Annotated in this window: 21 protein-coding genes; 11 read left to right on the top strand and 10 right to left on the bottom strand. The window is 65.3% G+C overall.

Features of this window, described 5'->3' with window-relative positions; translation table 11 throughout:
* Positions 1–56 precede the first annotated feature (56 nt).
* Together ACXI0D_RS02295 and ACXI0D_RS02290 are read right to left on the bottom strand one after the other, a co-directional pair.
* Positions 57–2864, bottom strand: coding sequence for a TonB-dependent receptor domain-containing protein (locus tag ACXI0D_RS02295; RefSeq protein ID WP_049445604.1), 2808 nt, complete (start codon positions 2862–2864; stop codon positions 57–59).
* A 412-nt stretch (positions 2865–3276) separates the two neighbouring features.
* Complete coding sequence (locus ACXI0D_RS02290) at positions 3277–6066, bottom strand: TonB-dependent receptor plug domain-containing protein (protein WP_049445602.1); 2790 nt, start codon at positions 6064–6066, stop codon at positions 3277–3279.
* Between the two features lie 213 nt (positions 6067–6279).
* On the opposite strand from ACXI0D_RS02290, the gene apbC reads away from it, so the two are divergent.
* Positions 6280–7134, top strand: coding sequence for an iron-sulfur cluster carrier protein ApbC (gene apbC / locus ACXI0D_RS02285; RefSeq protein ID WP_049445600.1), 855 nt, complete (start codon positions 6280–6282; stop codon positions 7132–7134).
* Between the two features lie 78 nt (positions 7135–7212).
* The gene (dcd, locus tag ACXI0D_RS02280; RefSeq protein WP_014037995.1) at positions 7213–7785 is read left to right on the top strand and encodes a dCTP deaminase; all 573 of its coding nucleotides are present in this window, start codon (positions 7213–7215) and stop codon (positions 7783–7785) included.
* A gap of 65 nt (positions 7786–7850) precedes the next feature.
* On the opposite strand, the gene ACXI0D_RS02275 is transcribed toward dcd, so the two are convergent.
* Genes ACXI0D_RS02275 through ACXI0D_RS02265 form a run of 3 tightly spaced genes read right to left on the bottom strand, consistent with a single transcriptional unit; the run spans position 7851 to position 9124 of the window.
* On the bottom strand, positions 7851–8018 hold the full coding sequence (locus ACXI0D_RS02275; protein WP_005418011.1) for a LiaI-LiaF-like domain-containing protein: 168 nt from the start codon (positions 8016–8018) through the stop codon (positions 7851–7853).
* A gap of 15 nt (positions 8019–8033) precedes the next feature.
* The gene (locus ACXI0D_RS02270) at positions 8034–8456 is read right to left on the bottom strand and encodes an HIT domain-containing protein (RefSeq protein WP_014037994.1); all 423 of its coding nucleotides are present in this window, start codon (positions 8454–8456) and stop codon (positions 8034–8036) included.
* Complete coding sequence (locus ACXI0D_RS02265; RefSeq protein ID WP_049445708.1) at positions 8453–9124, bottom strand: dienelactone hydrolase family protein; 672 nt, start codon at positions 9122–9124, stop codon at positions 8453–8455. Before ACXI0D_RS02265 ends, ACXI0D_RS02270 begins: the two co-directional genes overlap by 4 nt.
* Before the next feature lie 365 nt (positions 9125–9489).
* On the opposite strand from ACXI0D_RS02265, the gene ACXI0D_RS02260 reads away from it, so the two are divergent.
* From ACXI0D_RS02260 to ACXI0D_RS02220, 9 genes are all read left to right on the top strand, one after another.
* Positions 9490–9948 (top strand): hypothetical protein, encoded by a 459-nt coding sequence (locus tag ACXI0D_RS02260; RefSeq protein ID WP_014037992.1) that lies wholly within the window; start codon positions 9490–9492, stop codon positions 9946–9948.
* Positions 9948–10292, top strand: a complete 345-nt coding sequence (locus ACXI0D_RS02255) for a hypothetical protein (RefSeq protein WP_014037991.1) — start codon at positions 9948–9950, stop codon at positions 10290–10292. The genes ACXI0D_RS02260 and ACXI0D_RS02255 overlap by 1 nt, the downstream gene beginning before the upstream one ends.
* An 80-nt stretch (positions 10293–10372) precedes the next feature.
* Entirely contained in the window at positions 10373–10615 is a 243-nt protein-coding gene (locus ACXI0D_RS02250) for a phage tail assembly protein T (RefSeq protein WP_233490795.1), read from the top strand.
* Between the two features lie 34 nt (positions 10616–10649).
* Positions 10650–13025: a phage tail tape measure protein gene (locus ACXI0D_RS02245; protein WP_233490794.1), complete on the top strand. Its 2376-nt coding sequence runs from the start codon at positions 10650–10652 to the stop codon at positions 13023–13025.
* Positions 13022–13375 (top strand): hypothetical protein, encoded by a 354-nt coding sequence (locus ACXI0D_RS02240; protein ID WP_014037988.1) that lies wholly within the window; start codon positions 13022–13024, stop codon positions 13373–13375. The genes ACXI0D_RS02245 and ACXI0D_RS02240 overlap by 4 nt, the downstream gene beginning before the upstream one ends.
* Positions 13372–13833 (top strand): DUF1833 family protein, encoded by a 462-nt coding sequence (locus tag ACXI0D_RS02235; protein ID WP_014037987.1) that lies wholly within the window; start codon positions 13372–13374, stop codon positions 13831–13833. Before ACXI0D_RS02240 ends, ACXI0D_RS02235 begins: the two co-directional genes overlap by 4 nt.
* Positions 13833–14228 carry a hypothetical protein gene (locus ACXI0D_RS02230; RefSeq protein ID WP_049445594.1) on the top strand — a complete coding sequence of 132 codons (396 nt, stop codon included), beginning with the start codon at positions 13833–13835 and terminating at the stop codon, positions 14226–14228. The genes ACXI0D_RS02235 and ACXI0D_RS02230 overlap by 1 nt, the downstream gene beginning before the upstream one ends.
* Positions 14219–22507 (top strand): host specificity factor TipJ family phage tail protein, encoded by an 8289-nt coding sequence (locus ACXI0D_RS02225; RefSeq protein ID WP_479642261.1) that lies wholly within the window; start codon positions 14219–14221, stop codon positions 22505–22507. The genes ACXI0D_RS02230 and ACXI0D_RS02225 overlap by 10 nt, the downstream gene beginning before the upstream one ends.
* Positions 22508–22596: 89 nt before the next feature.
* Entirely contained in the window at positions 22597–22812 is a 216-nt protein-coding gene (locus ACXI0D_RS02220; RefSeq protein ID WP_049445590.1) for a hypothetical protein, read from the top strand.
* 268 nt (positions 22813–23080) lie between these two features.
* Here ACXI0D_RS02220 and ACXI0D_RS02215 read toward each other — a convergent pair whose 3' ends face one another.
* From ACXI0D_RS02215 to ACXI0D_RS02195, 5 genes are read right to left on the bottom strand one after another with little or no spacing between them, the layout of a single operon-like run.
* Positions 23081–23323: a hypothetical protein gene (locus ACXI0D_RS02215; protein WP_479642260.1), complete on the bottom strand. Its 243-nt coding sequence runs from the start codon at positions 23321–23323 to the stop codon at positions 23081–23083.
* Positions 23320–25239: a DNA cytosine methyltransferase gene (locus tag ACXI0D_RS02210; protein WP_479642259.1), complete on the bottom strand. Its 1920-nt coding sequence runs from the start codon at positions 25237–25239 to the stop codon at positions 23320–23322. The genes ACXI0D_RS02215 and ACXI0D_RS02210 overlap by 4 nt, the downstream gene beginning before the upstream one ends.
* Positions 25232–25741, bottom strand: coding sequence for an SAM-dependent methyltransferase (locus tag ACXI0D_RS02205; protein WP_479642258.1), 510 nt, complete (start codon positions 25739–25741; stop codon positions 25232–25234). The genes ACXI0D_RS02210 and ACXI0D_RS02205 overlap by 8 nt, the downstream gene beginning before the upstream one ends.
* The gene (locus tag ACXI0D_RS02200) at positions 25734–25982 is read right to left on the bottom strand and encodes a hypothetical protein (RefSeq protein WP_479642257.1); all 249 of its coding nucleotides are present in this window, start codon (positions 25980–25982) and stop codon (positions 25734–25736) included. Before ACXI0D_RS02200 ends, ACXI0D_RS02205 begins: the two co-directional genes overlap by 8 nt.
* Complete coding sequence (locus tag ACXI0D_RS02195) at positions 25975–26292, bottom strand: hypothetical protein (RefSeq protein WP_479642256.1); 318 nt, start codon at positions 26290–26292, stop codon at positions 25975–25977. The genes ACXI0D_RS02200 and ACXI0D_RS02195 overlap by 8 nt, the downstream gene beginning before the upstream one ends.
* Between the last annotated feature and the right edge of the window lie 45 nt (positions 26293–26337).

The raw sequence follows: 26337 nt of genomic DNA, 5'->3' as shown, positions 1-26337 counted from the left end.
CTGGACACGAAAAAGCCCCGCCATGGCGGGGCTTTTCCGTTGCTACGGTTGCTGGATTACTTCACGCCGAACGCGTACTTGGCCTGCACGTAGATCGCGCGCCCGTAGGCGTTGTACAGGTAGTTGTTGTACGGCTGGCCGCTGGTGCCGGCGTAGCTGTAGCGCTGGTTGTCCGGCATCTTGTTGAACACGTTGTTGACCATCAGCGACAGGGTCAGGTTCTCCATCGCGCGGTAGTTCACGCTCAGGTTGTAGGTGGTGTAGGAGCCCCACTTGCCAGCCTTGTAGCCGGAGCTGTGGACGTAGTCATAACCATTGCCCACGTAAGCCATGTAGTTCGGCGTCTTGCCGATGTAGTTGGCGTACAGGGTGGTGGTCCAGTTGTCCTTGGCCCAGCCGATCGAGCCGTCCGCGCGCACCTTGGCGTACGAGTCGTACACCCACATCGCGTATGGGTCGTGCAGCAGGTCCAGGTACTCGTCACCCGGCTGCGGCTGCAGCTTGCGCTTGAGCATGTCGGTGTAGTTGGCCGAGAACTGCAGCGAGCCGAAGCGACCGATGTCCTGCACGTACTTGAAGCTGGCGGTCAGCGCTTCCAGGTTCTGGCGGGCGACGTTCATCTTCGGCGTGTAGATCTCATCGAGCACGCCCGATGCATCACGGGTGATCCAGTCACTGACGTTCTGGCAGCTGGCCGAGGTGTTGTTGGACTGGCCGTTGCGGCAGTAGTACTCGGCCAGCAGCAGCTGGTCGGAGCTGAGCGTGTCGACCTCGTTCTTGATCTTCCAGTTGTAGTAGTCGACCGACAGCGACAGGTTGTTGATCGGTGCCCAGACCACGCCTGCGTTCCAGACATCGGCGGTGATCGGCTCCAGGTCCGGGTTGCCCGAGCGGGTGCCGAACACCGAGACGCTGTCGTACGGGCAGCCGGTGGTGTTGGCCGGGTCGTAGCCCAGCTGGCCGCAGCGGTAGTAGTCGGTGGAGCCGTTGGCGTAGTAACCACTGCGACCCTGGAAGGCATCGGAGAGGGTCGGTGCGCGGAAGGCGGTGCCGTACTTGCCGCGGAACAACAGGCTTTCGATCGGACGGAACTCGATGCCGACGCTGTAGGTGGCCTTGTCGACGGTGTTGCTGCCGATCTTGAAGGCGTCATAGCGGCCGGAACCGGTGACGGTCAGCGTTTCCAGCAGCGGCATGCGCAGTTCGGTGGTCACCGCGTAGTTGCTGCGATGGCCGGCACCGGACACGGCGGTGGTGCCCCACACGCTGCCGTCCATCAGGCCCGGGTCGGGCGTGTAATCCCAGCCTTCGCTGCCACCTTCGACAACCACGGCGAAGCCGGCATCGCCACCGGGCAGCTTGAACAGCGAGCCATTGGTGACCTGGGCACGGGCCAGGTTCTGCCAGGTGCGGCTTTCGCTGTAGCTGTAGCCGGTGAAGCTCTGGAAGTCGCCGGCGGGCAGCGGCGCATAGAACGCTTCCCAGTTCGGGCTGTAGATGTCATAGCCGGTGCTGGTGGTGCCCAGTACCGGGCCCAGCACGCGCTGCTCGAAGTAATCGTTGATCGGGTCGTTCCAGCGCACGAAATTGCGCTCGGTCAGCTTGTACTCGCCACGGGTGAAGCTGAGGCTGTAGTCCCAGTTGCCTGCGGTCCCGCGGCCGCCGAGGGTGACCTGGTAGGCCTTGTTGCGGTCGGTGTTCATGATGTCGCGGTAACCACCGCCACCGATGTCCTCTGGCGCGAACACGCGCTGCAGGTTCATGTACTGGCCGCTGGCCTGGTCATAGAAGCGGCCCCACCCCGAGGAGGTGCCCCACCAGGTGTAGCCGGAACCGGTTGCGTACTTGACCTCTTCCAGGCTGTACAGCGCATCGCCGAACAGCTGGAAATTGTCGTTCACGTCGAAGGTGGCCGAGCTGTAGATCTGCCCGCTTTCCTTGCCGTTCTTGATGGTCTTGTAACCGGTGCCGTAGACCGAGCCGCAGGCCTGGCCGGTCGGCCGGGTGCCGAGCACGGTGGTGCCGTCGAACTGGCCCGCCACGTTGGCGCACAGGTTCGGGTCCATCATCGCGTAGCGGTTGTTGGCGGCCGGCAGCAGAACCAGGAAATCATTGGAGACGTACTGCGGGCTGTAGCCGTCGGGGTTGTTGACCTTGGTCAGGTCACGCTGGTAACCCCAGATCGGGCTGGTCTTTTCATACTGCACGTTGACCAGTGCATGGAAGCGGTCGTCCTTCGAATTGAAGCCGCGTGCACCGCTGAGGCGGAAACTGTTGCCGCCGCCTTCGCTGTAGGCGCCACCACGCACATTGAGCACGCCGCCATCCATGCGCTCCTTGAGGATGATGTTGACCACGCCGGCGATCGCGTCCGAACCGTACAGCGAGGACTGGCCGCCCGGCAGGATCTCGATGCGCTCGACGATGTCGATCGGGATGCCGCTGATGTTGTTGAAGGTATCGCCGCCGTTGTACAGCGCCGGATACGAGAGCATCGGGCGGCCGTTGATCAGGTACTTGGTGTAGCCCGGGCTGAGGCCGAACATGCCGGCCGCTTCGGCGCCCTGGGTGAAGGATGCGGAGGTCTGGCCGCCCTGCAGGCCGCCGGTGGACAGCGAGGACTGCTGCAGGACATCGGCGACGCTGGTGAAACCGCGGGTCTGGATATCCTCGGCGGTGACGGTCAGGACCGGCGTGTGGTTCTCGATCTCGGTCTGCGGAATCAGCGATCCGGTGACGGTCACACGGTCAAGCTGGGTCGGCGCATTGCCGTCCTGGGCCAGGGCGGTACCAGAGGCCAGGAGGGTGCCGAGCAGGGCGAGGGTCAGAGGGTGGCGCGACAGCGTGGAACGTTGGCGAGACATGGTGGATCCCCGTAGTGAGCAATGTCTTGGCGGCGCACTCCCTGCGCATTAATGATTCGTTCAGTGTGATTCCATTCAGGTCGACCGTAACACGTCGTTAACGTTGCCAACACGGGCCTGTCACATCCACGTGCGTCCGTAGAGCGGAAAAAAGCTTCTGAATCAATGGGTAAGGTGATTTGTTTTGGCATGTTTCAAAAGATGGCGACGTGCAAGGGAGCATGTCGACGTTGCGAATGTCCCTTCAGAATCAATGCGTTGTGATCCACCGGCGTTCCCTTGAACGCAGATGTTTGTGCGGTGTCGATCACGCTTTTTGCTGCAGGCCGGTCGAGGCGTTCAGCGCTCCAAAAAAAAAGGCCCCGCCGAAGCGGGGCCTGGTCCAGACACGGAGTCCGGAATACGACGGGGATTAGAAGTCGTACTTGACCTGGGCCGAGATCTGACGGCCGTAGACGCTGTAGAAGCCGTCGTTGAACGGGGTCGATTCGTTGCCCGGGTAGTTGTAGCGCTGGCCTTCCGGCAGCTTGTTGAACACGTTGTTGACCATCAGCGACAGGGTCAGATCGTCCTGCGCCTGGTAGTTCAGGCTCATGTTGTACGTGGTGTATGAGCCCCACTTGCCGGCCTTGGCGCCGGAGGAGTGGACATAGTCATAGCTGCGGCCGGTGTAGGCCAGGTAGTTCGGGGTGCTGCCGACGTAGTTGGCGTACACGGTGGTGGTGAACTTGGAGATGGCCCAGCCCACCGACACGTCGCCACGGACCTTGGCGAAGTTGTCGTAGTACCACATGTTGTACGGATCGCTCAGCAGGTCCAGCTTCTGCGCACCCGGCAGGGCCACCACTTCACGCTTCAGCATGTTGGTGTAGTTGCCGGAGAACATCAGCGAACCGAAGCGGCCCAGATCCTGCTGGTACTTGGCACCGACGGTCACCGCTTCCAGGTTCTGGCTGGCCACGTTGAGCTTCGGGGTGTACACGCGGGTCAGGTTGCCACCGGCGTCGCGGGTCACCCAGTCGGTCACGTTCTGGCAGCTGGCCGAGGTGTTGTTCGGCAGGCCGTTGTGGCACTGGTACTCGGCCAGCAGCAGCTGGTCGGTGCTCAGCGTCTTGACCTCGTTCTTGATCTTCCAGTTGTAGTAGTCGACCGACAGCGAGAAGTTGCTCACCGGGGCCCACACCACGCCTGCGCTCCACACGTCGGCGGTGATCGGCTTCAGGTCCGGGTTGCCGGACTTTTCGCTGTACACCGAGGTGGTCTTGTAGAACGAGCAGGCTTCGTCACGCAGGGCGTAACCCATCTGGCTGCAGCGGTAGTAATCGTTCTGGCCGGAGGCGAACGAGCCGCTCATGCCCTGGAAGGCATCGGACAGGGTCGGCGCGCGGAACGCGGTGCCGTACTTGCCGCGCAGCAGCAGGCTTTCAACCGGGCGGTATTCCAGGCCGATGCTGTAGGTGGCCTTGTCGACGGTCTTGTCGGCGATCTTGAAGGCGTCATAGCGGCCCGAGGCGCTGATGGTCAGCGACTCGAACACCGGCATGCGCAGTTCGCTGGTCACCGCGTAGTTGCTGCGGTGGCCGGCACCGGCCACGGCGCTGGCGCCCCAGGCGTTGCCATCGATGAAGGCCTGGTCGGGCGAGTAGTCCCAACCTTCGCTGCCGCCTTCCAGCACGACGGCCAGGCCGGCGTCGCCGCCCGGCAGGGAGAACAGCGAACCGTTGGTCACCTGCACGCGACCCAGGTTCTGCCAGGTCTTGCTGCGGTGGGTGCCATAGCCGGTGAAACTGGCGAACTGGTCCGGGGTGATCGGCGAATAGAACGCGGCGTAGTTCGGGTTGTAGATGCCGAAACCATCGGCGGTGGTGCCCAGGCGCGGGCCCAGCACGGTGTCGCCGAAGAAGCCTTCGATCTTGTCCTTCCAGCGCGCGAAGCGGTTCTGGTCCAGGCGGTATTCGCCGCGGGTGAAGCTGGCGCTGTAGTCCCAGTCGCCGACCATGCCCTTGCCGCCCAGGGTGACCTGGTAGGAACGGCTCTCATCGGAGTTCAGGATGTTGTTGTAGTGGCCCGGGCCGATTTCTTCCGGTGCGAACGCGCGCTGCAGGTTCACGACCTTGCCCAGGCCCTGGTCGTAGAAGCCGCCCATCACCGACTTGGTGCCCCACCACAGGGCGCTGGAGCCAGAGGTGAACTCGGTCTTTTCCTTGCTGTACAGCACGTCGGCGAACAGCTGGAAATTGTCGTTCACGTCGAAGGTCATCGACGAGTAGAACTGGCCGCTGTTCTTGCCGTTCTTCAGGGTCTTGTAGCCGGCGCTGTACACCGAGCCGCACGATTCGCCCGATGCACGCTTGCCGACGGTGGTGGTGCCGTCGTACAGGCCTGCCACGTTGGCGCAGCGGGTCGGGTCCATCATGTACAGCTTGTTGTCGGCGTTGCCGATGACGGCAAAGTCGTTCGACGGCAGCTGCGCGGTGTAACCGACCGGGTTGTTCTGCTTGGTGATGTCACGCTGGTAGCCCCAGATCGGGCTGCCGTTTTCGATCTGCACGTTGACCAGCGCGTGGAAGCGGTCGTCGAACGCGTTGAAGCCCTTGGCGGCGCTGAAGCGGATGTTGCTGCCACCACCTTCGGTGTAGGTGCCGCCACGGATCGACATCGTGCCGCCGTCCATGCGTTCCTTCAGGATGATGTTGACCACGCCGGCGATCGCGTCCGAACCGTACAGCGACGACTGGCCGCCCGGCAGGACTTCGATGCGCTCGACGATGTCGATCGGGATGCCGCTGATGTTGTTGAACGACTCGCTGCCGTTGTACAGCGCCGGATACGAGAGCATCGGGCGGCCGTTGATCAGGTACTTGGTGTAGCCCGGGTTCAGGCCGAACATGCCGGCGGCTTCGGCGCCCTGGGTGAACGCACCCGAGGTCTGGCCACCCTGCAGGCCGCCGGTGGTCAGCGACGACTGCTGCAGCACTTCAGCAACGCTGCTGAAGCCGCGGGTCTGGATGTCTTCGGCGGTGATGGACATCACCGGGGTCTGGGTTTCAACCTGGGTCTGCGGGATCAGCGAACCGGTGACGGTGATCTTGTCCAGGTTGGTCGCCTTGTCCTGGGCCATTGCCGGGGCGGCGGCCATCAGAGCGGAAATCAGGGCGACGGTGAGCGTGTTGCGACGTGCGGTATTGCTGACGTGTTTCATGTAGTTCCATTGGAGAGCAAAAACAAAAACGGCACTGCGCATGCGCCATCGCGCGGGCCGGAACAACCGGCTCCACAGCTCAAAACAGTGCTTATCGAACGTAACATGAACTTAACAATCTGTGCACGAATCTGTCGCAATCCTGAATTTCAGTCAGGTTACGTCCAGCTTGTATGATGTCGGGTTATCCCCCTGACCCCGCCGGTGCTCGTTGTGAACAGTTCTCCCCGCCGTCCCCATGTCAGCCAGGTCCAGAAGGGACTTACGCCGCATGCCCGCATCCGCAACGTGATCGCGGTCGGTTCGGGCAAGGGCGGCGTCGGCAAGTCCACCACCTCGGTGAACCTGGCCGTGGCGCTGCAGCAGCTTGGCGCGCGCGTGGGCGTGCTCGACGCCGACATCTATGGCCCCAGCGTGCCGGCCATGCTGGGCCTGTCCGGCCGCCCGGAAAGCCCGGACAACAAGAGCATCGAGCCGCTGCGTGCGTTCGGCGTGGAGACCATGTCGATCGGCTACCTGATCGAAGAGGACACGCCGATGATCTGGCGTGGCCCGATGGCCACCTCGGCGATGACGCAGCTGTTCAACGATACCCTGTGGGACGACCTGGATTTCCTGCTGATCGACCTGCCGCCGGGCACCGGTGACATCCAGCTGACCCTGACCCAGAAGATTCCGCTGGCCGGTGCAGTGATCGTCACCACGCCGCAGGACATCGCCACGCTGGATGCGAAGAAGGCGTTGAAGATGTTCGAGAAGGTCGAGGTGCCGGTGCTGGGCATCGTGGAGAACATGGCGGTGCACACCTGCAGCAGCTGCGGGCACATCGAGCACCTGTTCGGCGAGGGCGGTGGCGAGCGCATGGCCGCGCAGTACGGCGTGCCGCTGCTGGGTTCGCTGCCGCTGCAGATCGGCATCCGTGAACAGGGCGATGCAGGCACCCCGATCACCGTCGCCCAGCCGGATTCGGCGCCGGCCCAGGCCTACCGCCATGCCGCACAGCGCCTGATCGAGGAAGTCGGCAAGCGCCCACGGGCCTCGATCCCGATCCTGTCGTCGCTGCTGTAAGTGCGGGTGCAGGGGCCGCCGGCGCAGGCCGGGCCCCTGCTAGAATCCTCGCGCCCCCTCGTACCCCCAGGACAAAGCATGAGCATCAAGAGTGACCGTTGGATCCGCCGCATGTCCGAGCAGCACGGCATGATCGAGCCGTTCGAGGCCGGGCAGGTGAAGCAGGCCAACGGCCAGCGCATCGTCAGCTATGGCACGTCCAGCTATGGCTACGACGTGCGCTGCTCGCGCGAGTTCAAGGTGTTCACCAACATCAACTCGACGATTGTCGACCCCAAGCATTTCGACTCGGGCAGCTTCGTCGACATCACCGCCGACGAGTGCATCATCCCGCCGAACAGCTTCGCGCTGGCGCGTACCGTCGAGTACTTCCGCATTCCGCGCGATACGCTGGTGGTGTGCCTGGGCAAGAGCACCTACGCGCGCTGCGGCATCATCGTCAACGTGACGCCGCTGGAGCCGGAATGGGAAGGCCACGTCACCCTGGAATTCAGCAACACCACGCCGCTGCCGGCGCGCATCTATGCCAACGAAGGCGTGGCGCAGATGCTGTTCTTCCAGGCGGCCGCCGATGACGTCTGCGAGACGTCGTACCGCGATCGCGGCGGCAAGTACCAGGGCCAGACCGGCGTGACCCTGCCGCGGACCTGAGTTGTTCTGGAGCCGAGCAAGGCTCGGCTCTGCATGGGCGAAGGCGGCGCTTGCGCCGCCTTTGCTTATTTGCCGCGACCGAACAGCATCGCGATGCCGACACCCACCAGGGCCACCGGCCACCAGGTCAGCAGCAGCTTGGACAGGTTCAGGTGCGTCCAGCCGAGATTGCTGGCGAGCATGAACAGGCCGATCAGGATCAGCAGGACGGCGGCAACGAGGTTGAATCGCATCGGGTCGGCGAAGGCTCAGGACTGGGCCGGATATCCTAGCCGTTCCTTCCAGTAGGCGACATGCTGGTCCAGCGCCGCCGGCTCGTAACGGTGCGCCGGGCCGCTGCCCCAGACCGGGCCCGGCCAGGCCGGATCACCGTCATGGCGGCCGATCACATGGAAGTGCAGCTGGCGCACGATGTTGCCCAGCGCCCCGATGTTGATCTTTTCCACCCCGTCGGAGCCCTTCAGGGCCTTGCAGGCGCGGTTGAGCTCGGTGCGCAGCTTGTCCTGCTGCTCGCCGTCCAGCTCGATCCACTCGGTCACCCCGGCCAGGCGCGGTACCAGTACCAGCCAGGGGAATCGTTCGTCGTTCATCAGCCGCACTTGCGACAACGGTCCTTCCGCCACCAGCACGCTATCGGTGGCCAGGCGTGAATCGAGTTCGAATTCGCTCATCCAAGATGCTCCGAGAAGAAGTCCAGGGTGCGTTGCAGCGCCAGGGCGGCGCTGTCTGGATCATACGCATGTCCGACCTCCCGGTTGAAGGCGTGATCGGCCGGATAGACATAGGTGGCCATCTGCGGCAGCTTCTCACGGTGGGCCTGGACCGCTTCCGGCGGGATGCTGCGGTCCTGGGCACCGAAGTGGAAGATCACCGGGGCCTTGGGCGTTTCGTCGAGGAACTGCACGTTGCGCGCACCGTAGTAGCTGACCGACGGCAGCCCCAGGCGCACTGCGGACAGCATCGCCACCGTGCCACCCCAGCAGTAGCCGACGGTGCCGACCTTGCCCTGCGGTGCCAGCCGGGTTGCCGCGGCCCGCACCACCTCCAGCGCCCGTTCCATGCCCAGCGCGCCAACCCGTTCCAGGCCCTGTTTCACGCCTTCGGCGTCGTAGGGCAACGCGTCCGGATCGGCGTCGGGGCCGTCGAGCAGGTCGAAGAACGAGGGCGCCAGCACCGCATAGCCTTCAGCCGCGAAGCGCTCGGCCACGCTGCGGATGTGCGGATTGGCGCCGAAAATTTCCTGCACCACCACCAGGCCGCCGCGCGCGGTGCCTTCCGGCAGGGCCTGCCAGGCCCGTACCGGGCCGTGATGCGTATCCAGGGTGATCCACTCGGCCATCGTCATCTTCCTCGTTGCTGGGAACAGAGCTGCATTGTCGGTGCTGCGCCGGTTAGCGCGGCGTCAGCGGCTGTGCCGGATCGGGCGGCTGCGGGCGTGCGGCAGTGCGTTCCCAAGGCGGTGCAGAGGGCTGTTTCTGCATTGACCGGTGCACACCCGCAGCCTAAGCTTTCAGCCACGATGACATACAAGCCTCCGGCGCGAGCCGGGGGCTTTTTTGTTGTCCGCGTGTTGCCGATCGCAACACGCAACCGGTGGCTGTGACGGGCCAGCCACGATGACCCACTGCAGGCAGCCCCGAGCCTGATCACCCCGAACCCCAGCCGCCGCAAGGCGGCTTTTTCATTTCCAGGAGATTCAACACCATGTCCATCAATCAAGCCATTTCCGCCCAGGACTCCGCGCTGTACGTGAAGGCCGGCACCGCCCCGACCGCGCCGAACAATCCGGCCGGCTATACCGAAATCGACGGCCTGACTGCCTTCCCGTTCGGCCGCGGCCAGGCCAACACCCTCGATGCCACCAACCTGCGTTCGAAGCAGATGGAGAACATCGCGGGCCTGTCCGGCGGCCAGGCCGTGCAGGTGTCCGGCCACCGCTGGCCGGTCGGCAGCTCGGCAGGCCAGGAGATCCTGCGCGACGCCGATCCGGATGCCGACCTGCATTTCCTGATGGTGCTGCCCACCGGCGATGCGGCCACCTTCGTCGCCAAGGTCGCCGCCTTCAACGTGGCCCCGGGTACCAACCAGGTGCTGACCTTCACTGCGGACCTGCTGCCGCGTGAGTTCGCGCTGGTCACCGTGGCCGCTGGCGGCACCCCGTGATGCTGTTGGGCAAGCAGCAGATCCTGGACGCACAGGATCGCCGGCACGAGGACGTCGCCGTACCCGAATGGGGCGGCAACGTGCGCGTGGCGATGATGTCGGCCCGCGACCGTGATCGCTGGGAGCAGGAGACCTATGGCGGCGACACGCCCAAGGTGGATGACTTCCGTGCGCGATTCGTCGGCCTGTGCCTGGTCGATGAAATGGGCGAGCGCCTGTTCTCCGACCATGAGGTGGCCCAGCTGGGCACCAAATCGGCCGCGGCGCTGGATCGCGTGTTCCGTGTCGCACAGACGCTCAATGCGCTCGGCGATGCGGCCGTGGGAGAGCTGGAAAAAAACTGATCCGCCGGCCTGAGCGCCGGCTTCAGTTCCGGATCGCGTGGAGGCTGGGCCTCCCGCATCCGGACCACCTGCTGGCGGGAGTGACTTCCCGCCAGCTCTCGGAGATGTACGCGTTCGCACGCCTGGAGCCGTTGGACCAGCCCCTGCAGGGGATGCTCGCCCAGCTGACCAGCGTGCTGGCGCAGGTGCACGGCAATACGACCACTGCCGAAGACTTCCTGCTGGTGCGTCCCCGCACTTCGCCCGAGAAGGCGGCAAAGGAGCGCTCGCAGCAGCTGCTTGAACTGTTCGGCAGCGCATCGCGACGCAACGCTGCGGCGTGATTCCGGGCGGGGCAGGGCAGTGCTTCTCCGATGTGTGGCATGCAATCGAACCTGGGGCCCTGCGGGGCCCCTCATCATTCTTGGAGGAACGCGTATGGCGTCCACTAACCAGAATCTAGACGTAGTACTGCGGGTCAATACGACGGGCTTCCGTACCGCAATGGCGGAGGCCAGTCGCCTGGCGACGCAGAATCTCAAGACACTGCGCGCGGAGGCCGAGCGGACGGCCGCCGCGCTGGCGCGCGTGCATGCGGCACCGGAGGGCGCAACGGGCAAGGCCGGGACAAAGGCAAAGGCCAACGTCGGCGGCGATGTGCTCGGCAGCGGCTTGAAGGAGCTGGGCAGCGGCCTGCTGACGGCCGCCGGTGGCCCATGGGGCATCGCCATCGCGTCGGTGCAGAAGCTGGGCGAAGCGTACGTGGACATGGTCAAGGCGTCCGAACGTGCGCGCGCCGAGTACAAGGAGCAGATGCAGTCGCTGCAGCAGATGTCGTTCTCGATGGACCAGGCCGGCCTCGGCATGGGGGCGGGCACGCTGCCCCTGGAGCAGGCGGTCGCCACGCTGCATGAGCAGGCCAAGGCGCTGCGCGAGCTGGAGGCGCGCGAGAAGGCGTTGCAGGGCTCGGTCGTCCATTGGGAAGGTCGAGTGAGTAATGGCCAGCGATCGGGACGCGAAGGTGCGGGCCTGAGTGCGGCCTCGGATTACGCTGAGCTGGAGAAGGCCAGGGCGAACCTGGAAGCGTTCCAGGCGGAGGTCGCGCCGGTCCAGGAGAAGTTCCGGGGCCTGAAAGAAACGATCCGGGGCTCCCTTGACGAGAAGTTGTTCAATGCGATTGCCACGGCCATCCAGAACGTGGACAACCAGACGCTTGACCAGCTCATCGCGTCTCTGGGTGCGACGGAATGGAACGCATTGAAGGCAACCGATGCCTTCAACGGCATGCTGGGCGCCATGCGCGGAGAAGCGTGGCGGGACGAAGTCGAGTGGATCCGGCTGACCCGTGGCGAATATGCCGCCTGGATGGCCGAACGCGGCGCGGAGATCAACGCCAGAGGTGGCCCGGACAAGATGGACCCGGCCCAGCGTGCCGAGTTCAACAGGGACGCCGCGCGCAAGAAGGCCGACATCGAACGCAAGGCCCAGTTCCGCGAACAGCAGCAGGCCGCCCAGCAGTCGGTCAGGGGCCTGAACGAGCAGGCTGATGCGTACGCCGGGCTGATGGATCGCATCGAGAAGCAGATCGCCCAGGACCGGGTGCGCCAGAAGCTGAAGGAGGGGATGACAGAGGCGGAAAAGCTGCAGGTCACCCTCCTTGACGAGATGGAGCATGCCGAGAAGAAGCTCGGCGAGCAGAAACAACTGCGGGTGAAGGCCTCGCTGGACGCCGCGGTGGCCCTGGCCAAGGAGGCGGCGGCCGCTGAAGCGTCGAAGAAAGCCCAGCAGGACCTGTTCAAGCTGCAGCGGGAGCTCCAACAGGCGGCGCAGGCACAGCAGCGCGGACACGACCAGGAGCTGTTCGCCATCGGCCATGGCGCAGCGAGCGTGGATCGCATGCAGCGCCGTTCCGCACTGGATGAGGACCGGGACAATCGAAAGCGTGCGCTGGACGACGAGTCACGTGGTGAAGACGGCAAGGTCATCGAGTCGGAGCGCTACAGGGCCCAGCTGGCCGAGCTCGATGCATTCCATGAACAGTCACTGCAACGCGAGGCCGAGTTCCAGGAAAACAAGAAGGCATACCAGTCCGATTGGAAGAACGGCGCGATGCGGGCGTTCGAGGACTATGCCGATGCCGCAGCCAATGCCGCCGAGTTGAGCCACGGCGTCTTCAGCAATGCACTGGGCGGGTTGGAAGACAGTCTGGTCAAGTTTGCCCAGACCGGAAAGCTGTCCTTCTCCGACCTCGCCGACTCGATCATCGCCGATCTGGCGCGCGTGGCAGCCAAACAGATGGTCAGTGGGCTGATCAGTTCGATCGGGCAGATGTTCGGGCCGAAGATCACCGGCTTTTCCATCGGCGGCTACACCGGCCCGGGGGGCAAGTACGAGCCGGCCGGCATCGTCCACAAAGGCGAGGGCGTGCTCAGCCAGGAAGACATGGCCGCGCTCGGCGGCCCATCGGCATTCTTTGCCCTGCGCGCTTCGCTGCGAACCGGCAATGGCCTGTCCGGTGGTGACAGCGGGGGCTATGTGCAGGTGCCGATCGCCCACGCCGGCGAGGGTGGGATGAATGTGGAAATCAACAACTACGGCGAAAGCCGGGTCAATACCCGGGAAGAGCGGCAGCGCATGCCCGATGGCAGCGAAGTGCGGCGACTGGTGATCGACATCGTGGGCGACAGCCTCAACGGTGGTGAGCTGGGCGCCATTGGACGGGCCCGATACGGATGGACGGAGGCAGTGGGATGAGCAGTTGGCCAGAGTATGCAGAAATCCGCTTTGCGGATTACGGCGAGGAGATCGTTGCCTCGGAAGAGCGGACCGAGATGGAGCGCGGCCCCAGCAAGATGCGCGCGCTCAACAGCCGGGTGATGAAGAACGTATACGCCTCGGTGCAGTTCCGCACCGCGGCTGACGCCGAGGCATTCGAAGAGTGGTACCTGCACGATGTCGGTCGCGTCGGCTGGTTCACGATGGAGCACCCGCGGACCGGGCAGCCGATCAGTGCCCGCTTCCCGCAGGGCATCGGCCGCCTGGTGCCACTGAACACCCGGTTCCGTTTCTCCAAGCGTGATCTTGTACTGGAGTACATGCGATGAGTTCGTTCCATGAGCGCCGCCAGCGCCTGGCCGACACCCAGGGACCGCTGATGCTGCTGGAAGTGTCGGCACCGTCGATGCCGGAGGTGCTGCGGATCGTCAACGACAACGTCAACTGGACCAGCAACGGCAGGGAGTTCATTGCCGCACCGTTCGGCTTCCAGCTTCCCGACGATGTCAGTGGACAGGCACCGCGCGCGCAGCTGGTGATCGACAACATCGGCCGCGCACTCACCGAGGACCTGGAAGGGCTGGCCCCCGGAGAGATGGTGACCGCACGGTTGATGCTGACTGATCGCGCCGATCCGGATGCCATCGAGGCCGAGTACGACCTGCCGATGACCCAGGTGTCGGTCAACACGCGCACGGTCAGTGCCCAGTGTGGTGTCGACTTCCTGATGCGCCAGCAGGCCGTGCTGCTGCATGCCAATCCATTCACGTTGCCGGGAATCTTCTGATGCGCCTGGTCGACGTCGAGCGATGGGTGGGCATCCCCTATGACGAAGCGGCGTACGACTGCGCCGACCTGGTGATGCAGGTGCAGCGGGCGCTGTTCGCCCGTGAAGTGGCACTGCCCGGACGCCGGCCGCGCGGGCGGCGCGGCTCGGCCGAGCTGGGCGCATTGTCGCGTGCGCAGGCGGTACCCCGCGAGGGCCCTCCACAGGACGGCGACCTGGTACTGATGATCGAACGCGGACAACACAACCCCGGCCACGCCGGGGTTTTCTTTTTCCTGGCCCATGAGGGCTGGGTCTTGCACAGCAACGAAACGAACGGCTGCAGCGTGCTGCACCGCGTTCGTGACCTGCCCGGATTTGGGCTGAGGATCGAGGGATACTACGCATGGAATTGACACCACAACCGGCGGTCGACGGCCGCCTCATCATCACCCCGCACCCGGTGCTGCTGGATGGCCAACGCAACGTGCCGGTCGACCTGCGCCCGGGTGAAAGCCTGTACGCGTTCCTCATGCGCCATGTGGACGGGCTCGATGGCCGCGCATGGCAGGTCTGCGTGGACGGGCTGGAGGTGCCGCGCGAGCAGTGGATGCAGGTACGACCGCGCCATGGCCAGCTTATTGAAGTGCGCAGCGTGGTGGGCAAGGCAGTGATTCCGCTGGTGGCGATGATCGCGCTGACCTATTTCACCTTCGGCATCGGCACGCTGGTGGCCGGTTCCGCCTGGGGCGCGGGCGCCGTCGCGGGGCTCAGCGCCACCTACGGTACTGCGCTGGCGTCGGCGGTCTACGTGGCCGGCAGCGTGCTGATCAACAAGGTGCTGGGCCCGAAGCCTCCCCGTGCAGGGGGTGGTGGCGGTGTCGCCGACACTGCGTACTCCCTGGCAGCGCCGCGCAACCGTGTGCGCGCCTATGAACCGCTGGGCCTGCTGTTCGGTTCCACTCGCCTCGCGCCGGACCTGATCAGCCGCCCCTATACCTGGTTCGAGGGCGATGAGCAGTATGTCGGCCTGACCCTCAGCCCGGGCATCAACGTTGGCCGTGTAGAGGCCTTGCAGAACGGTGATTCGGCGCTGTCCAGCTACGAGGGCGTGCGCACCTGGTTCCGCGGCTTCCCGCAGATGCCCGACGAAGCGATTCCGCTGTACAGCAACGCCGATGTGATTGAAGGTGCACAGCTGCTCGATACCGGTAGCGATGCCAAGCACATGGCCAGCCCGTGGGTGGAACGCACCAGCTCCGCTGACACTCTGCGCCTGCAGGTGAACATCGAGTTCCGGCTGTGGGATACCACGTCCAAGGGCAAGGACAAGGACAACCGCGAGCAGATCCAGATCCAGTACCGGCCGGTCGGCTCCGATGCATGGCAGTCGTTCGGCAATTACAGCGTCGTGGGACGCACGCAGAAGGCGCGCCGCGTCAGCTACGGTCGCGACGTGGAGCTGGGCCAGTACGACGTGCGCGTACGCGTGGCAGGGCAGAACACCGATGGCAGTGGCGCGCAGGCGAATTTCACCTGGACCACGCTGGTCAGCGTGCAGCGCGACGACGCCAGCCATGCCGGCATTCCTGCCATCGGGCTGCAGATGAAGGCGTCCGGCCAGCTCAATGGCACCCCGGATGAGATCCGCTGCGTGGCCCATGCGCGACCGATTCCGGTGTGGAAGGGCGATGCGGCCGGTTGGGTGACCGAGGAAACCAGCAACCCCGGCGCGCAGATCCTGGCCTATGCGCGTGGCATCCATGATGAGAACGGCAAGCGTATCGCCGGCCTGGGCATGGCCGACCGGCGCATCGACATTGAAAGCCTGAAAGCCTTCATGCTGCACTGCGCGGACAACGCGCTGGGCTACGACTACTGGCTCACCGAGGTGCGCAGCCACCAGGCCGTGCTCGACGCCATCGCGCTGGCCGGCTTCGGCCAGGTGACCTGGGCCAAGGGCCGGCTGGGCGTGGCCTGGGCGGCCGACGAGCAACCCCTTTCCGGCGTGGTCAACATGGCCACGATCAAGAAGGGCCAGTTCCAGGTTGACTACACCCTGGCCAACGCTGCCGACGGCATCGAGTACAGCTACCTGGACCGCCGAACCTGGAAGGCGGCGACGCTGCGCGTGCCGGCACCGGGCGTGGAGGTGATGCTCAATCCGGCCAAGATCACCGGTGAGGGCGTCAGTTCCGAAGCCCATGCCGCGATGCTGGCGCGTTGGCATCTGGCGCAGAGCGTCTATCAGTACAAGTCGATCAGCTACAGCACCGACATCGAGCACCTGGCCTACTCGCGGTTGTCGGTGCTGGCGTTGCAGCACGACCTGACCCAGTGGGGCTTCGGTGGCCGCCTGATCGGTGCCGCGGTCGACGCTGCAGGCGTTGCCACGCTGCAACTGGACGAGACGGTCCCGGCACCCTCGCTGGGCAGTGCGTTCATCGGCCTGCGCATTCCGGGCGAGCGTGTCTACCGCGTACTGCGCGTGGTTCCGGGCACGGAGCCGAGTGACAGGCTGGTGCTGGCCGATCCGTGGCCGGCAGATGCACCGCTGCCGGGCCACGACGACGGCAATCCTGCACACGACACGATCTGGATCTACGACTTCAAGCAGACGCCGGGTACCCGCGTGCGGGTGACCGGCATACGCCCGGAGGGCGACCTGAAGGGCGCTGCCGTGGAGGTGGTGCAGGAGGGGCCCGAGTTCTGGCACTACGTGCGGACCGGCCAATATGTGCCGCCGTCGAATGAATCCTCGCTGCAGACCCGGCCGGTGGCCAGCAATCTGAAGGTGGTCGAGCGCCAGGTCAGCCGCGGTGGCAGCATGCACACCGAACTGCAGGCCAGCTTCGATATCAGTGGCCCGGCCGGCGAAACGCGGGTCCTGTCCGATCCAGACGGCAATGCTGCGCTGGAGGAAGTGGCACGCACCAGCACGCGGTCGGCGAGCTGGGCGATTCCCGGAGCGGGCACCTATCCGGTGGTCGTTCGTCCATACAGCCCCGATGGCCGTGCCGGCGTTGCCGTGTCTACCCAGTACACCACGCTGGGCGCTGATGCGCCGCCGGTGCTGGTCGATCTGTTCGACATCGAAGAGCTCAGCGGTGGCGTGCGCCGCTATGTGTGGGGCTTCTCCAGCGACACCGTGCAGTCGGCTGATTTCGCTGGCGTGGAGATCCGCTATACCGCCGGCAGCATCGACAATCCGCTGTGGGAGCACATGACCCCGCTGGGCGATGCCGGTGGCTTCTTCACCTCCGCAATCGAAGCCGTACTGCCAGCGGCGGGCAGCTGGACGTTTGCCTGCCGCAGTCGCAACACCGCTGGCGTGCTGTCCGTCGGTGCCCGCTACCTGCGGCGCTCGCTGGGGCGCAATACCGGGCAGGCGCTGGAGGGAATCGGCGGTGTGGTTGAATCGGTCAAGCAGGACCTGGGCAAGGAAATCAACGCCCGCATCGACAGCGACCTGGCCGCCGCCACCCGTGCCGCCGAGGCGCTGCGTAGCGAATCGCTGCGCCTGCAGGATCAGATCACCGCCAGCGCCCAACGGCTTGCCGGCCAGGCCGAACGGCTGGACCAGCAGGCGCAGGCGCTCAAGGCCAACACCGATGGCCTGGCACGCGAAGTGCTGGATCGTGCCGCCGGCGACCTGAATACCCGCACCGAGCTGAGTACAGCGGTGACCCGCGAAACCAGCGAACGCCGGTCGGATGTGGAGAACCTCACCCGCATGGTAAGCCAGCTGTCGGCGGGCAGTGGCGTGCAGTTCGACAGCAAGCGCATCTGGTACTTCGACAGCAGCGTCGAAGGGTGGGGGGCAAACGGTGGCAGTCCAACGCTGGTGGAGGGCTGGCTGCGCCCGGCCAACCATGCCAGCGATGCCTTCGTGACGAGCCCGCGCGGCCAGGATGTCCAAGGCGCGGCGCATCGCTTCGTCAAGCTGCGCATCCGCAAGGTGGGCAGTCCTGCCTGGGACGGGCGCCTGCTGTGGAACGGTCCCGGCCAGTCGTGGGACAACGCACGCATGGTGCAGTTCGCGGAGCCAAGCTATGACAGCAACGGCATCGCGACGCTGGATGTGGACAACATTCCGTGGAACGGGACCGTCGTCGACCAGATCCGCCTGGACCTGTCCAAGGCGCAGACCGACGCCCACTACTTCCTGCTGGACTGGGTGGCGATCGGTCGCCCGACGCCGGGTGCGTCGGTGGCCATGCTGCAGGACGAAGCCACTGCACGCGTCGCGGCAGACAGCAGCGAAGCGGGCCGGCGCGAATCGCTGGCCGTGCAGATGCGGGGCAGCTACGAGGGCGGTGACCTGGCGGGGGTCAGCCAGGGCCTGATTGCGGCGGAGAAGACCGCACGGTTGAGTGGTGACCAGGTCAACGCGCAGTCGATCCAGGCACTCCAGGCACGCATGCCGGCAGGCACCGGCGCGCTGGCCACCAGTGCCAGTGTCAGCAGCCTGCAGCAGGCGATGGTGACCGCTGACACGGCACTGGGGCGGCGCGTGGACAGCCTCGATGCCACGATGGGGGACAAGATCGGATCCAGCGCCTTCAATGCGTTGAAGACCGAAGTCGGGCAGCTCGATGGCAGGGTTACCAGCAGCAGCCAGGATCTGGTGCAACTGAAGAGTCGCATGGAAGCGGTGATGGGCGCGGGCAGCAACCTCGCGCTCAATGGCGACTTCAACCTGGGCGCTGGCACCGGCTGGACGTTCTTCAACACCACCGCAGCATCGGTGGTGCGCGAGGGGCGCGGCAACAGCCTGTGCTGGAAGGCGGAGCCCTACGCAGCGGGAAGCAATACGGTGGTCAGCGCCGCAGTCAATGAGGGGCGCGTCATCACCCTGACCGCCGGCCGTCGCTATCGCGTGTCGTGCTGGACGCGGACCAGCGAGGACTTCGACGGCACCGCCGACAACACCAAGCTGCGCGTCGCCGACCACAACGGCAACCTGATGGGCGGCGCAACGCAGTCGTTCCCGAAATCGGCCGACTGGGTCAAGACCGAGACCTTTGTGACGTTGCCGCCCACGGGAACGGTGCAGGGCATCAAGGTCACGATCAATCGCAATGGCACGGCCGGCACGTTGTGGCTGGACGATCTGTGGGTGGAGGATGTAACCGATGTCGACGCGAACGCTGCGGCGGTCAGCGGCCTGTCGACCAAGGTGGAACAGATCGATGGCAAGCTGGCCAGTGCCGCTGAGAACGTCACGCGGCTGGCCTCGGGCATTGGCAACATGGTGGCTTACAACATCATCGCCAACGCACATATCGCTTCCTCGCCTACAGGTGGCCCCCGCGCATCGGGTGTATACCGCGCCAATGGCAGTATCGTGCCGGGCATGGGCGCCAACCGGGGGCTACGGGTCGGCATCATTAATGCGGACAACAGCATCACCGATACGGCGGTGTTCGATACCCATGGCAACCTGCAGAGCGAGTCGGCCCGTTTCAACACCTGGTACGACCAGACGCTGAAGGACAACCAGTACTTCATTGCCTACACATCCGACGCAGTCGGGGCGATCAGCAGCGCCAGCAACGCTGACACCGGCGGCCTGCGCACCCGCCTGTTGGATGCGGGCCTGTCACAGGAGAACCTGGCGGCCCTGTCGGGGTCGCGGATGCTGGTGATGATCGGGCGGCGCAGGAGCGGGGCCGGCGGTGGCAGGCAGATCCTGTCGCCCTTGCCGGAGACCGGCCGTACCGGCATGTGGGTGGAAATGACCGTCGCCGTGCTGAATGGCGTGCCGACCGGAACGCAGGATTCGTCGATGCTCGATCGCGCGGCGCGGAGCAATGCGGAAGCATTGACCGGGCTGCGCACCGACGTCAGCAAGCTCGGTACCGACCTGGTGTCCGCCGCCGACAGCCTGACCAGCCTGGCCGCGCGTGTGGAGACCTCGGTGACCAGCAGCGACAACGTGCTGCGCAACAGCTCCTTCGCTGGCAGTGCCGCCTGGTGGACGTTGACCCGCACCGTGTCGGCCAACACCGTGGAGTGGGTGAAGGCATCGGGCCAGAGTGGTGACGCACTGTTGATGACGCATGGTCCCCAGGCCGGGCAGAACCCCTTCATCACGGCCAATGATGCGCGGTGGTTGCCGGTGGTTGCCGGCAGGTCGCGGCGGTACCGCCTGGTGATGATCGCCCGCGCCTTCGACAATGCGACGGCCACCCTGGTCTGCCGGCTGCGCGTGCGGACCAGCGGAGGGGGCGAAAGCCATGCCGACGTGACGCTGAACCTGTCCGATGCAGCCTGGAAAACCTACACGGCCGAATGGTCTGCCGCGCAGGATCGCAACGAGATCATGCCGCAGGTGCATCTGACCAACGCGGGCGGCAAGGTGCTGTTCGACCGGGTCGAGCTCTACGACATCACCGATGCGCAGGACATCGCCGGCAACGCGACGGCCATCGCCAACCTGCGCAGCGACGTGGTGCAGCTTGGCGATCGTGTCACCAGTAGTGCGTCCAATGTGGTCAAGCTGCAGTCGGACGTGCAATCGGTCCTCAATGGCAGCGACAGCCTGTTCCCGCTGGGTGGGTTCGAAACGTTCCAGGACGGCCAGCTGCTGGGCAGTGCGGCGGGCACGATCTACACCGCCCGCGCCGATGCTCGCCGGACCGGTGAGCGTGGTCTGGATGTGAACGTTGCGGCCAACACCAGCCCCAACACCAATGCGGACATGTACTTCGGCCAGTGGACCCCCATCACCGGCAATCGCCGCATCTACGTGGAGTACTACGCACGCCTGCATCCAGACAGCATCCAGCCGACCAGTGGCTCGATCCGGGTGGGCTGGCAGACCACGAACGAAGCCAACGCGGAGAATTCGTGGCCCTTGCAGGCTTACGCACTGGCCTCCCTGCGCAAGGACGGCTGGACCAAGGTCAGCGGCTACATGAATACCGCCGCGTCTGCGGCGAAGTGGCGGATGCTGGTCAGCATCCCGGGAGGAAGCGGTGCGCGCGAAGTGGGCGTGCGCGTGCAGGTGGACGACATCCGCATGATCGATGTCACCGACGCCTACGCCGCGCAGCAGAGCGCCGCTGCAACGGCCACTGCAGTGACCGCGCTGACCACCAAGGTTGATCAGCAGGGGACGAAGGTCGATGCGCAGGCTCAGCAGATCACCGACCTGTCCAGTGGGCTGAAGGGCGTACTCAACACCGGCAGCGGCCTGCTGCCCAATCCCGACTTCGCCGAAGGGCTGGGTGGCTGGACGGCATCGGCGGCCGCCAATGGCGCGGTGTGGAGCACGGTCAACGGTGATGGACGCCCAGGTGTGCTGCTCAACCGCTACACGAACGTGAATCCGACCCTGCAGGCCAATGGTGGCAAATGGGTGCCGATCAACGGCGCGCGCCGCCTGCGGGTGATCGTCCGCGCCTGCGGTGCCGGCGGTGCCAACAATCTGCTGGTGCGGATCTATCGCAAGAATGCGGCCGGCCAGCAGTCCTACCAGGATCTGCGTGCGGTGTTCGCAGTAGAGGCGTTCGAGACCCGATCGTTCGACTTCGATGCCTTCAACAGCGGCATCGATGCCTGGCGTTTGAACATCTATGCTCACCCCGACAACGGCCAGGTACGGGTGGACAGCGTCCAGGTCTATGACATCACCGACCAGGTGGCCAACGATGCCAATGCCTCGGCCATCAGTGGGCTGAGCACCTCGGTAGGCCAGCAGGGCAGCAAGCTGGACACCACGGCGCGTGACCTGACCCAGCTCAAGACCCAGGTGGGCGACGTCTCGGCCAGCGGCTTCTCGCAGCTGAAGAGCCAGGTCAGCCAGCAGGGTACGCAGCTGACCGCACTGTCCGGGCGGGTCGACGGCGTGCAGGCCTCACTGGGCGGCAAGGCGGACGCTGCCGTGGTGACCAGCATGCAGGCGCAGGTCAAGAACCTCGGCGCAGGCGGCAACCTGCTGATGAACACCACATTCCCCTTCTGGCAGCGCTCGGGGTGGGGGTGGGGAAGCAACCCGAACGCCCGCTGGTCCGAGCTGGGCAACCCCACCGGCAATGACAGCTGGCATCCGAAGGGGATATTCGGACTGGGCGCGGTGACACCCGGCGTCGTCGCGGCAGGCGAAATGGCGTGGTGGGGAACCGAGTACGACATCGCCATCGAGGGCGGCAAGACCTATTGCGCGTCCGCCTGGATCAACACTCATCGCGTGGAAGCCAAGCTGGAGATGACGTTCTTCGATGCGGCCGGCAACCATCTGGGGCTGGTGCACAGCCCTGGCGTGAGGAGCGATACCGGAACGCCGATCACGCTCGACCGCTTGACGCGGACGTTCCTGATCACCAAAGCGCCCGCCACAGCGTCCTTCGCTCGCTTCCGCGTGATCGTGATCGGTACCGGTGGAGACACGCCGTACTTCTGGATGTTCCGCCCAATGCTGAGCCAGGTGGATGCGTCGGCCACCGTCCCCCCCACCTGGTCGGCCGGAGGCACCGAGTCTTCCGCGCAATGGTCGGTGAACGTTCGTGCCGACGGCCGGGTAGGCGGCGTGCAGCTGGCGTCCAGTGGCCAGGTCTCGCGTTTCGATGTGGTGGCGGATGCGTTCAGTGTCAGTGCGCCCGGTGGCGGGCGCCGCACCGAGTACAGCGATGGCAACTGGCGGGTCTATGACGAAGCCGGACGCCTGCGTGTGCGCATGGGCGTGTGGTGAACCGCGCGCCTGCCCGTCGCGGTGAGTGCCTTGCATGAAAACCGTTCGGGCCGCCGGTGGATGCGGCCCATTTTTTTTGGAGATCCAACATGAAGTTCAACGCACGTCTCGTCCTGCTGACCCGCGCTGTGGAGCAGTCGGGGGTGGTCAATCTGCATTTCCGGCCGGAGGGCGACAACCTTCTTCCGCAGATGGTGATCCCGGTATCGCCGCTGGATGCGTACGCCTTGAAGTTTGGCGCGCTGTACCGGTTCGAGGCGATCGAGGTGGAAGAAGCGCTGCCCATTGAATCAGCCGCTGGCTGAGACCGGGCGGTCGCGGTGGTGCTGGACGTGACCGGGTACTGACCCTTCACGGGCCAGGGTCCGCCGGCGGGAGCAGCGATTCAGGGCCCCGCCCCGAACCCCGGTATACTGGCGCCCTTTCAGGCCCCGGCCCCCAGGACCCCCTGCCATGCCGGCAGGGGCCCAGGCCCCCAGAGTCCCGCGATTCCATGTCCCAGCTGAACCCCAAAGTCGGCTTCGTCAGCCTTGGCTGCCCTAAAGATCGCTGAAATATACTCCTGCTGCCGGGTCACTTCTTCGCACCCGGCTTCTGCAGCACCCGCATATGGCCCTCGCCGATCAGGAAGTTTCGGTAGGCCAGTACCGACGCTTCCCACGCTGCCTTCGCCACCTCCGGGCCTGCAGCCAGCACCCGACCATCTGCGTCCACCACCGCCAACGATGCAGGTCGGCCGTCGGAGCCCATCACCGTAATGCCCTCGAACACCACCGCAGAAATGACTGGTGGGCCCTGTTCGTTGTCGCACTTCATGCCGCATCCCTCATCAAGCTCATCACCAGGGCCTTCGCCGTGCGGTTCGGTACCGCGTTGCCGATCTGCTTGGTGATCTCGGTGGCGGTACCGGCGAAGTCGTAGACCTCGCCTTCGTCATCGAACGACGTGGCACGGGCCAGTTCGCGCCAGTGCAACATCCGGTAGTTGATGTCGATCACCACCTCATCGGCCAGCTCGGCGGCCGGCCGTGCCAACCCCAGCTCACCACGGTTGGCGCCGGTGATGGTGGGCAACGGTTCGTCCATGCCATGCGTCCGGACATCGCCGTGATGCGTGACAGGCAGGGCGAACGGCTCCGCCAGTGCCAGCGACTCCGACGTGGTGATCGTCGCCAGCGGTTCGCTGACGGCCCTCATGTCCCGTGTCCGGCCCGCACCAACGTTGCCGCGCATCACGATGGGTTCCGCGAGCGCGACCTCGTTGGAGCCAGTGAGCGCCGGTACCGGATCACTGGCGTCAAGGATCCTGCTGGCAGGATCGCGGCCATCGCTGTCCCCGTGACCTGCGCGCATCAGCACCGGCTCAGCCAAGCCGAACCGTGCCTTGGTCGTTACCGCCGGCACGGGCTCGGCGATCGAGGACGTGGTGAGCCCCGATCCGCCACCGTAGTACGGCGCCACCAGCGGCATGGCCACCGCCTGGTCGCCGCCCTTGGCGGTGGTCACCGTGCGGATCGGCTCGGCCACCGAGCGGGGCACGCCCGCGCTGCTGGTGTTCGAAGTCGGGACGATGATGGGTTCCACCAGTTGCGGCCGGGCACAGCCGGGGCGCTGGCTGCCCGCACCGCCGGTTGTGATGGTCGGCAACGGCTGGTCCAGGTCGCGGGCTACGCCGCCGCTGCTGGTCGCCAGCACCAGCCCCACATGCGTACCGCCGGCCGTGAGGGTCGGCACGGGCTCGTCCGTGGACCGGGATGCGGACTGCAGGTGTTGCTCGCTGGTGCCGCGCAGGTTCAGCAGCATCGAGTCGGCGTGGATCAAGCCCAGGTCGGCGGCCTCTTGCCGGGTGAACACCAGGCGCGGCTGCCTGCCGTCGAGGAGCGCCTGCACGGCGTCGACGTAGGGCTGGGGCCAGTTGTACTTCACGGAGCCCGCGAGGATGCGGCGAAGGGTATTCGGCTTCAGCGCCTTCTTACGGTGGAAGATGCTCTTGCCGGTCATGGTCCAGTCGATAACCTCACGTGCACCGCGCCACCGCTGGCGGGTACCGAACAGGTCGGTACCGCCCACGCGGTCGTGAGTGAACTCGGGCCACGTCAGGCGTTTCCCGTCGCTCCGACCGATCAGGAAGAAGCGACGGCGGGTGGTCGGGTCGCCATAGTCGGCGCAGCAGACCACCTTCCAGTCGACCTTGAAGCCCACCGCTTCCAGCGCCGCTACCCAAGCGCGGAAGTATTCGCCCTTGCGGCTCGGGATGGGCCGGCCGGTAACCAGGCTGCACGGGCCCCAGTCCATGAACTCCGGCACGTTCTCCACCAGGATGCGCGCGACACGCAGCTCGGTGCACCAGCGGACCACGTGCCATGGATCCATGCGCTGCTGATCGTGCACAGGACGGCCGCCGCGGGCCCTGCTGTGGAACACGCATGAGGGCGCAGCGATGAGCAGGTCGAGGCGCCCCTCGGGCACCAGCGAGAGCGGCAGGGCGGATTCCAGATCCGCGCAGTGGATGCGGTCAGCATCCTCCCGATGGTTGCGGCGGTTCGTCTCGATGGCGACCGGCCAGTGATTCACGCCGATAAGCTTCACCGGGCGATTGAGCTGTCGCATGGCGCGCTTGGCGCCATTCGACAGGCCACCAGCACCGCAGAACAGGTCGCCGATGAGGGCAGGCCGGGTTCGTGTCTTGGTCCGCGTGACGCGAATGTCGGGCGAGCGGGAGCCGTCAGCCATTGGCAGGTTCCTTCATAAAGCAGATCCAGTGCGTGCCGGCGCGCTTGCCGGATGGGTGTCCGAAAAGAGGAATTGCATCGGTCAGCGCCAGCACGTCCCGCGTGGCCACCTGGACTTCGGACCATTTGAAGATCAGAACGCCCTCGGGGCGGAGCACGCGGAAGCATTCCGCAAAGCCCGCGCGCAGGTCTGCACGCCAGTCCTTGCCGAGCTTCCCGTACTTGGCTGCCAACCAACTCTCTCGGCCAGCACGCACCAAGTGCGGCGGATCGAACACCACCAGCGGGAATGTGTTGTCAGCGAATGGCAGAGCGCGGAAGTCCAACAGGCAGTCAGGGTGAATCGACAGGACGCGGGTACCGTGTGTGTGATGCGTCCGATCAACTACCGTGATTGTTTCGTGCCGAAGATCGCCGAATAGGCATCGCTGGTCGCTGGGGTCAAACCACATCATGCGGCCGCCACAGCATGGGTCCAGGACCAGAGGCGCGTTGTCAGTCATCGCTCGGCTCCTCGTGGCCAGGGCAACCGCCGCCGGAGTAGTCGAAGCCCTCGCAGGCGGGGCCGAGCGGGATGACCTTGTGGCCCGCCTCGAGGTGATTCAACAGCACGTCCTTCGCTTCATCGGCGTTGAGCTTCCTGCCGGTGCTGGACTCGGTGAACATCGCAGCCAGCTCTCGCCTCGTCATGTTCTTCAGCGCACCGCGCACGTCCAGATGGATGTGTCCGTAGAACTTACCCATGGCTGCCGCCTCCCGGTACACCGCGCCAGATGTAATCGCCTTTGTCCTCGACCATCTTGGGCTCGCTCTCTTTGCAGTGGCATTCGATGCCGACCAGATGCTCAGCGACGGGGCGCCACCAGTTGCGGACGATGCCGTTGGGCACATGGTTGTCTTCCTCCGCGCCATCCATGTCGAAATCAGCGATCACCTGCCGCGCGTCAGCAGCGCTGCAGCGCTTCCCGTCGCGACTGATGCTGATGTGATACTCGGGCCCCTTGGAGATGTCGCCGGGATCGGTAGCCACTTCGACAGCAGAGAACACCGTCAAGCCTCTCGCCGGATGGCGGAAGGCCAGCGCGTCATATCCGAGGGA

It is taken from the genome of Stenotrophomonas sp. C9D9, assembly GCF_056491205.1.
Note: the sequence above shows the minus strand (reverse complement) of the source record. Positions and strands in the feature narration are given on the sequence as shown.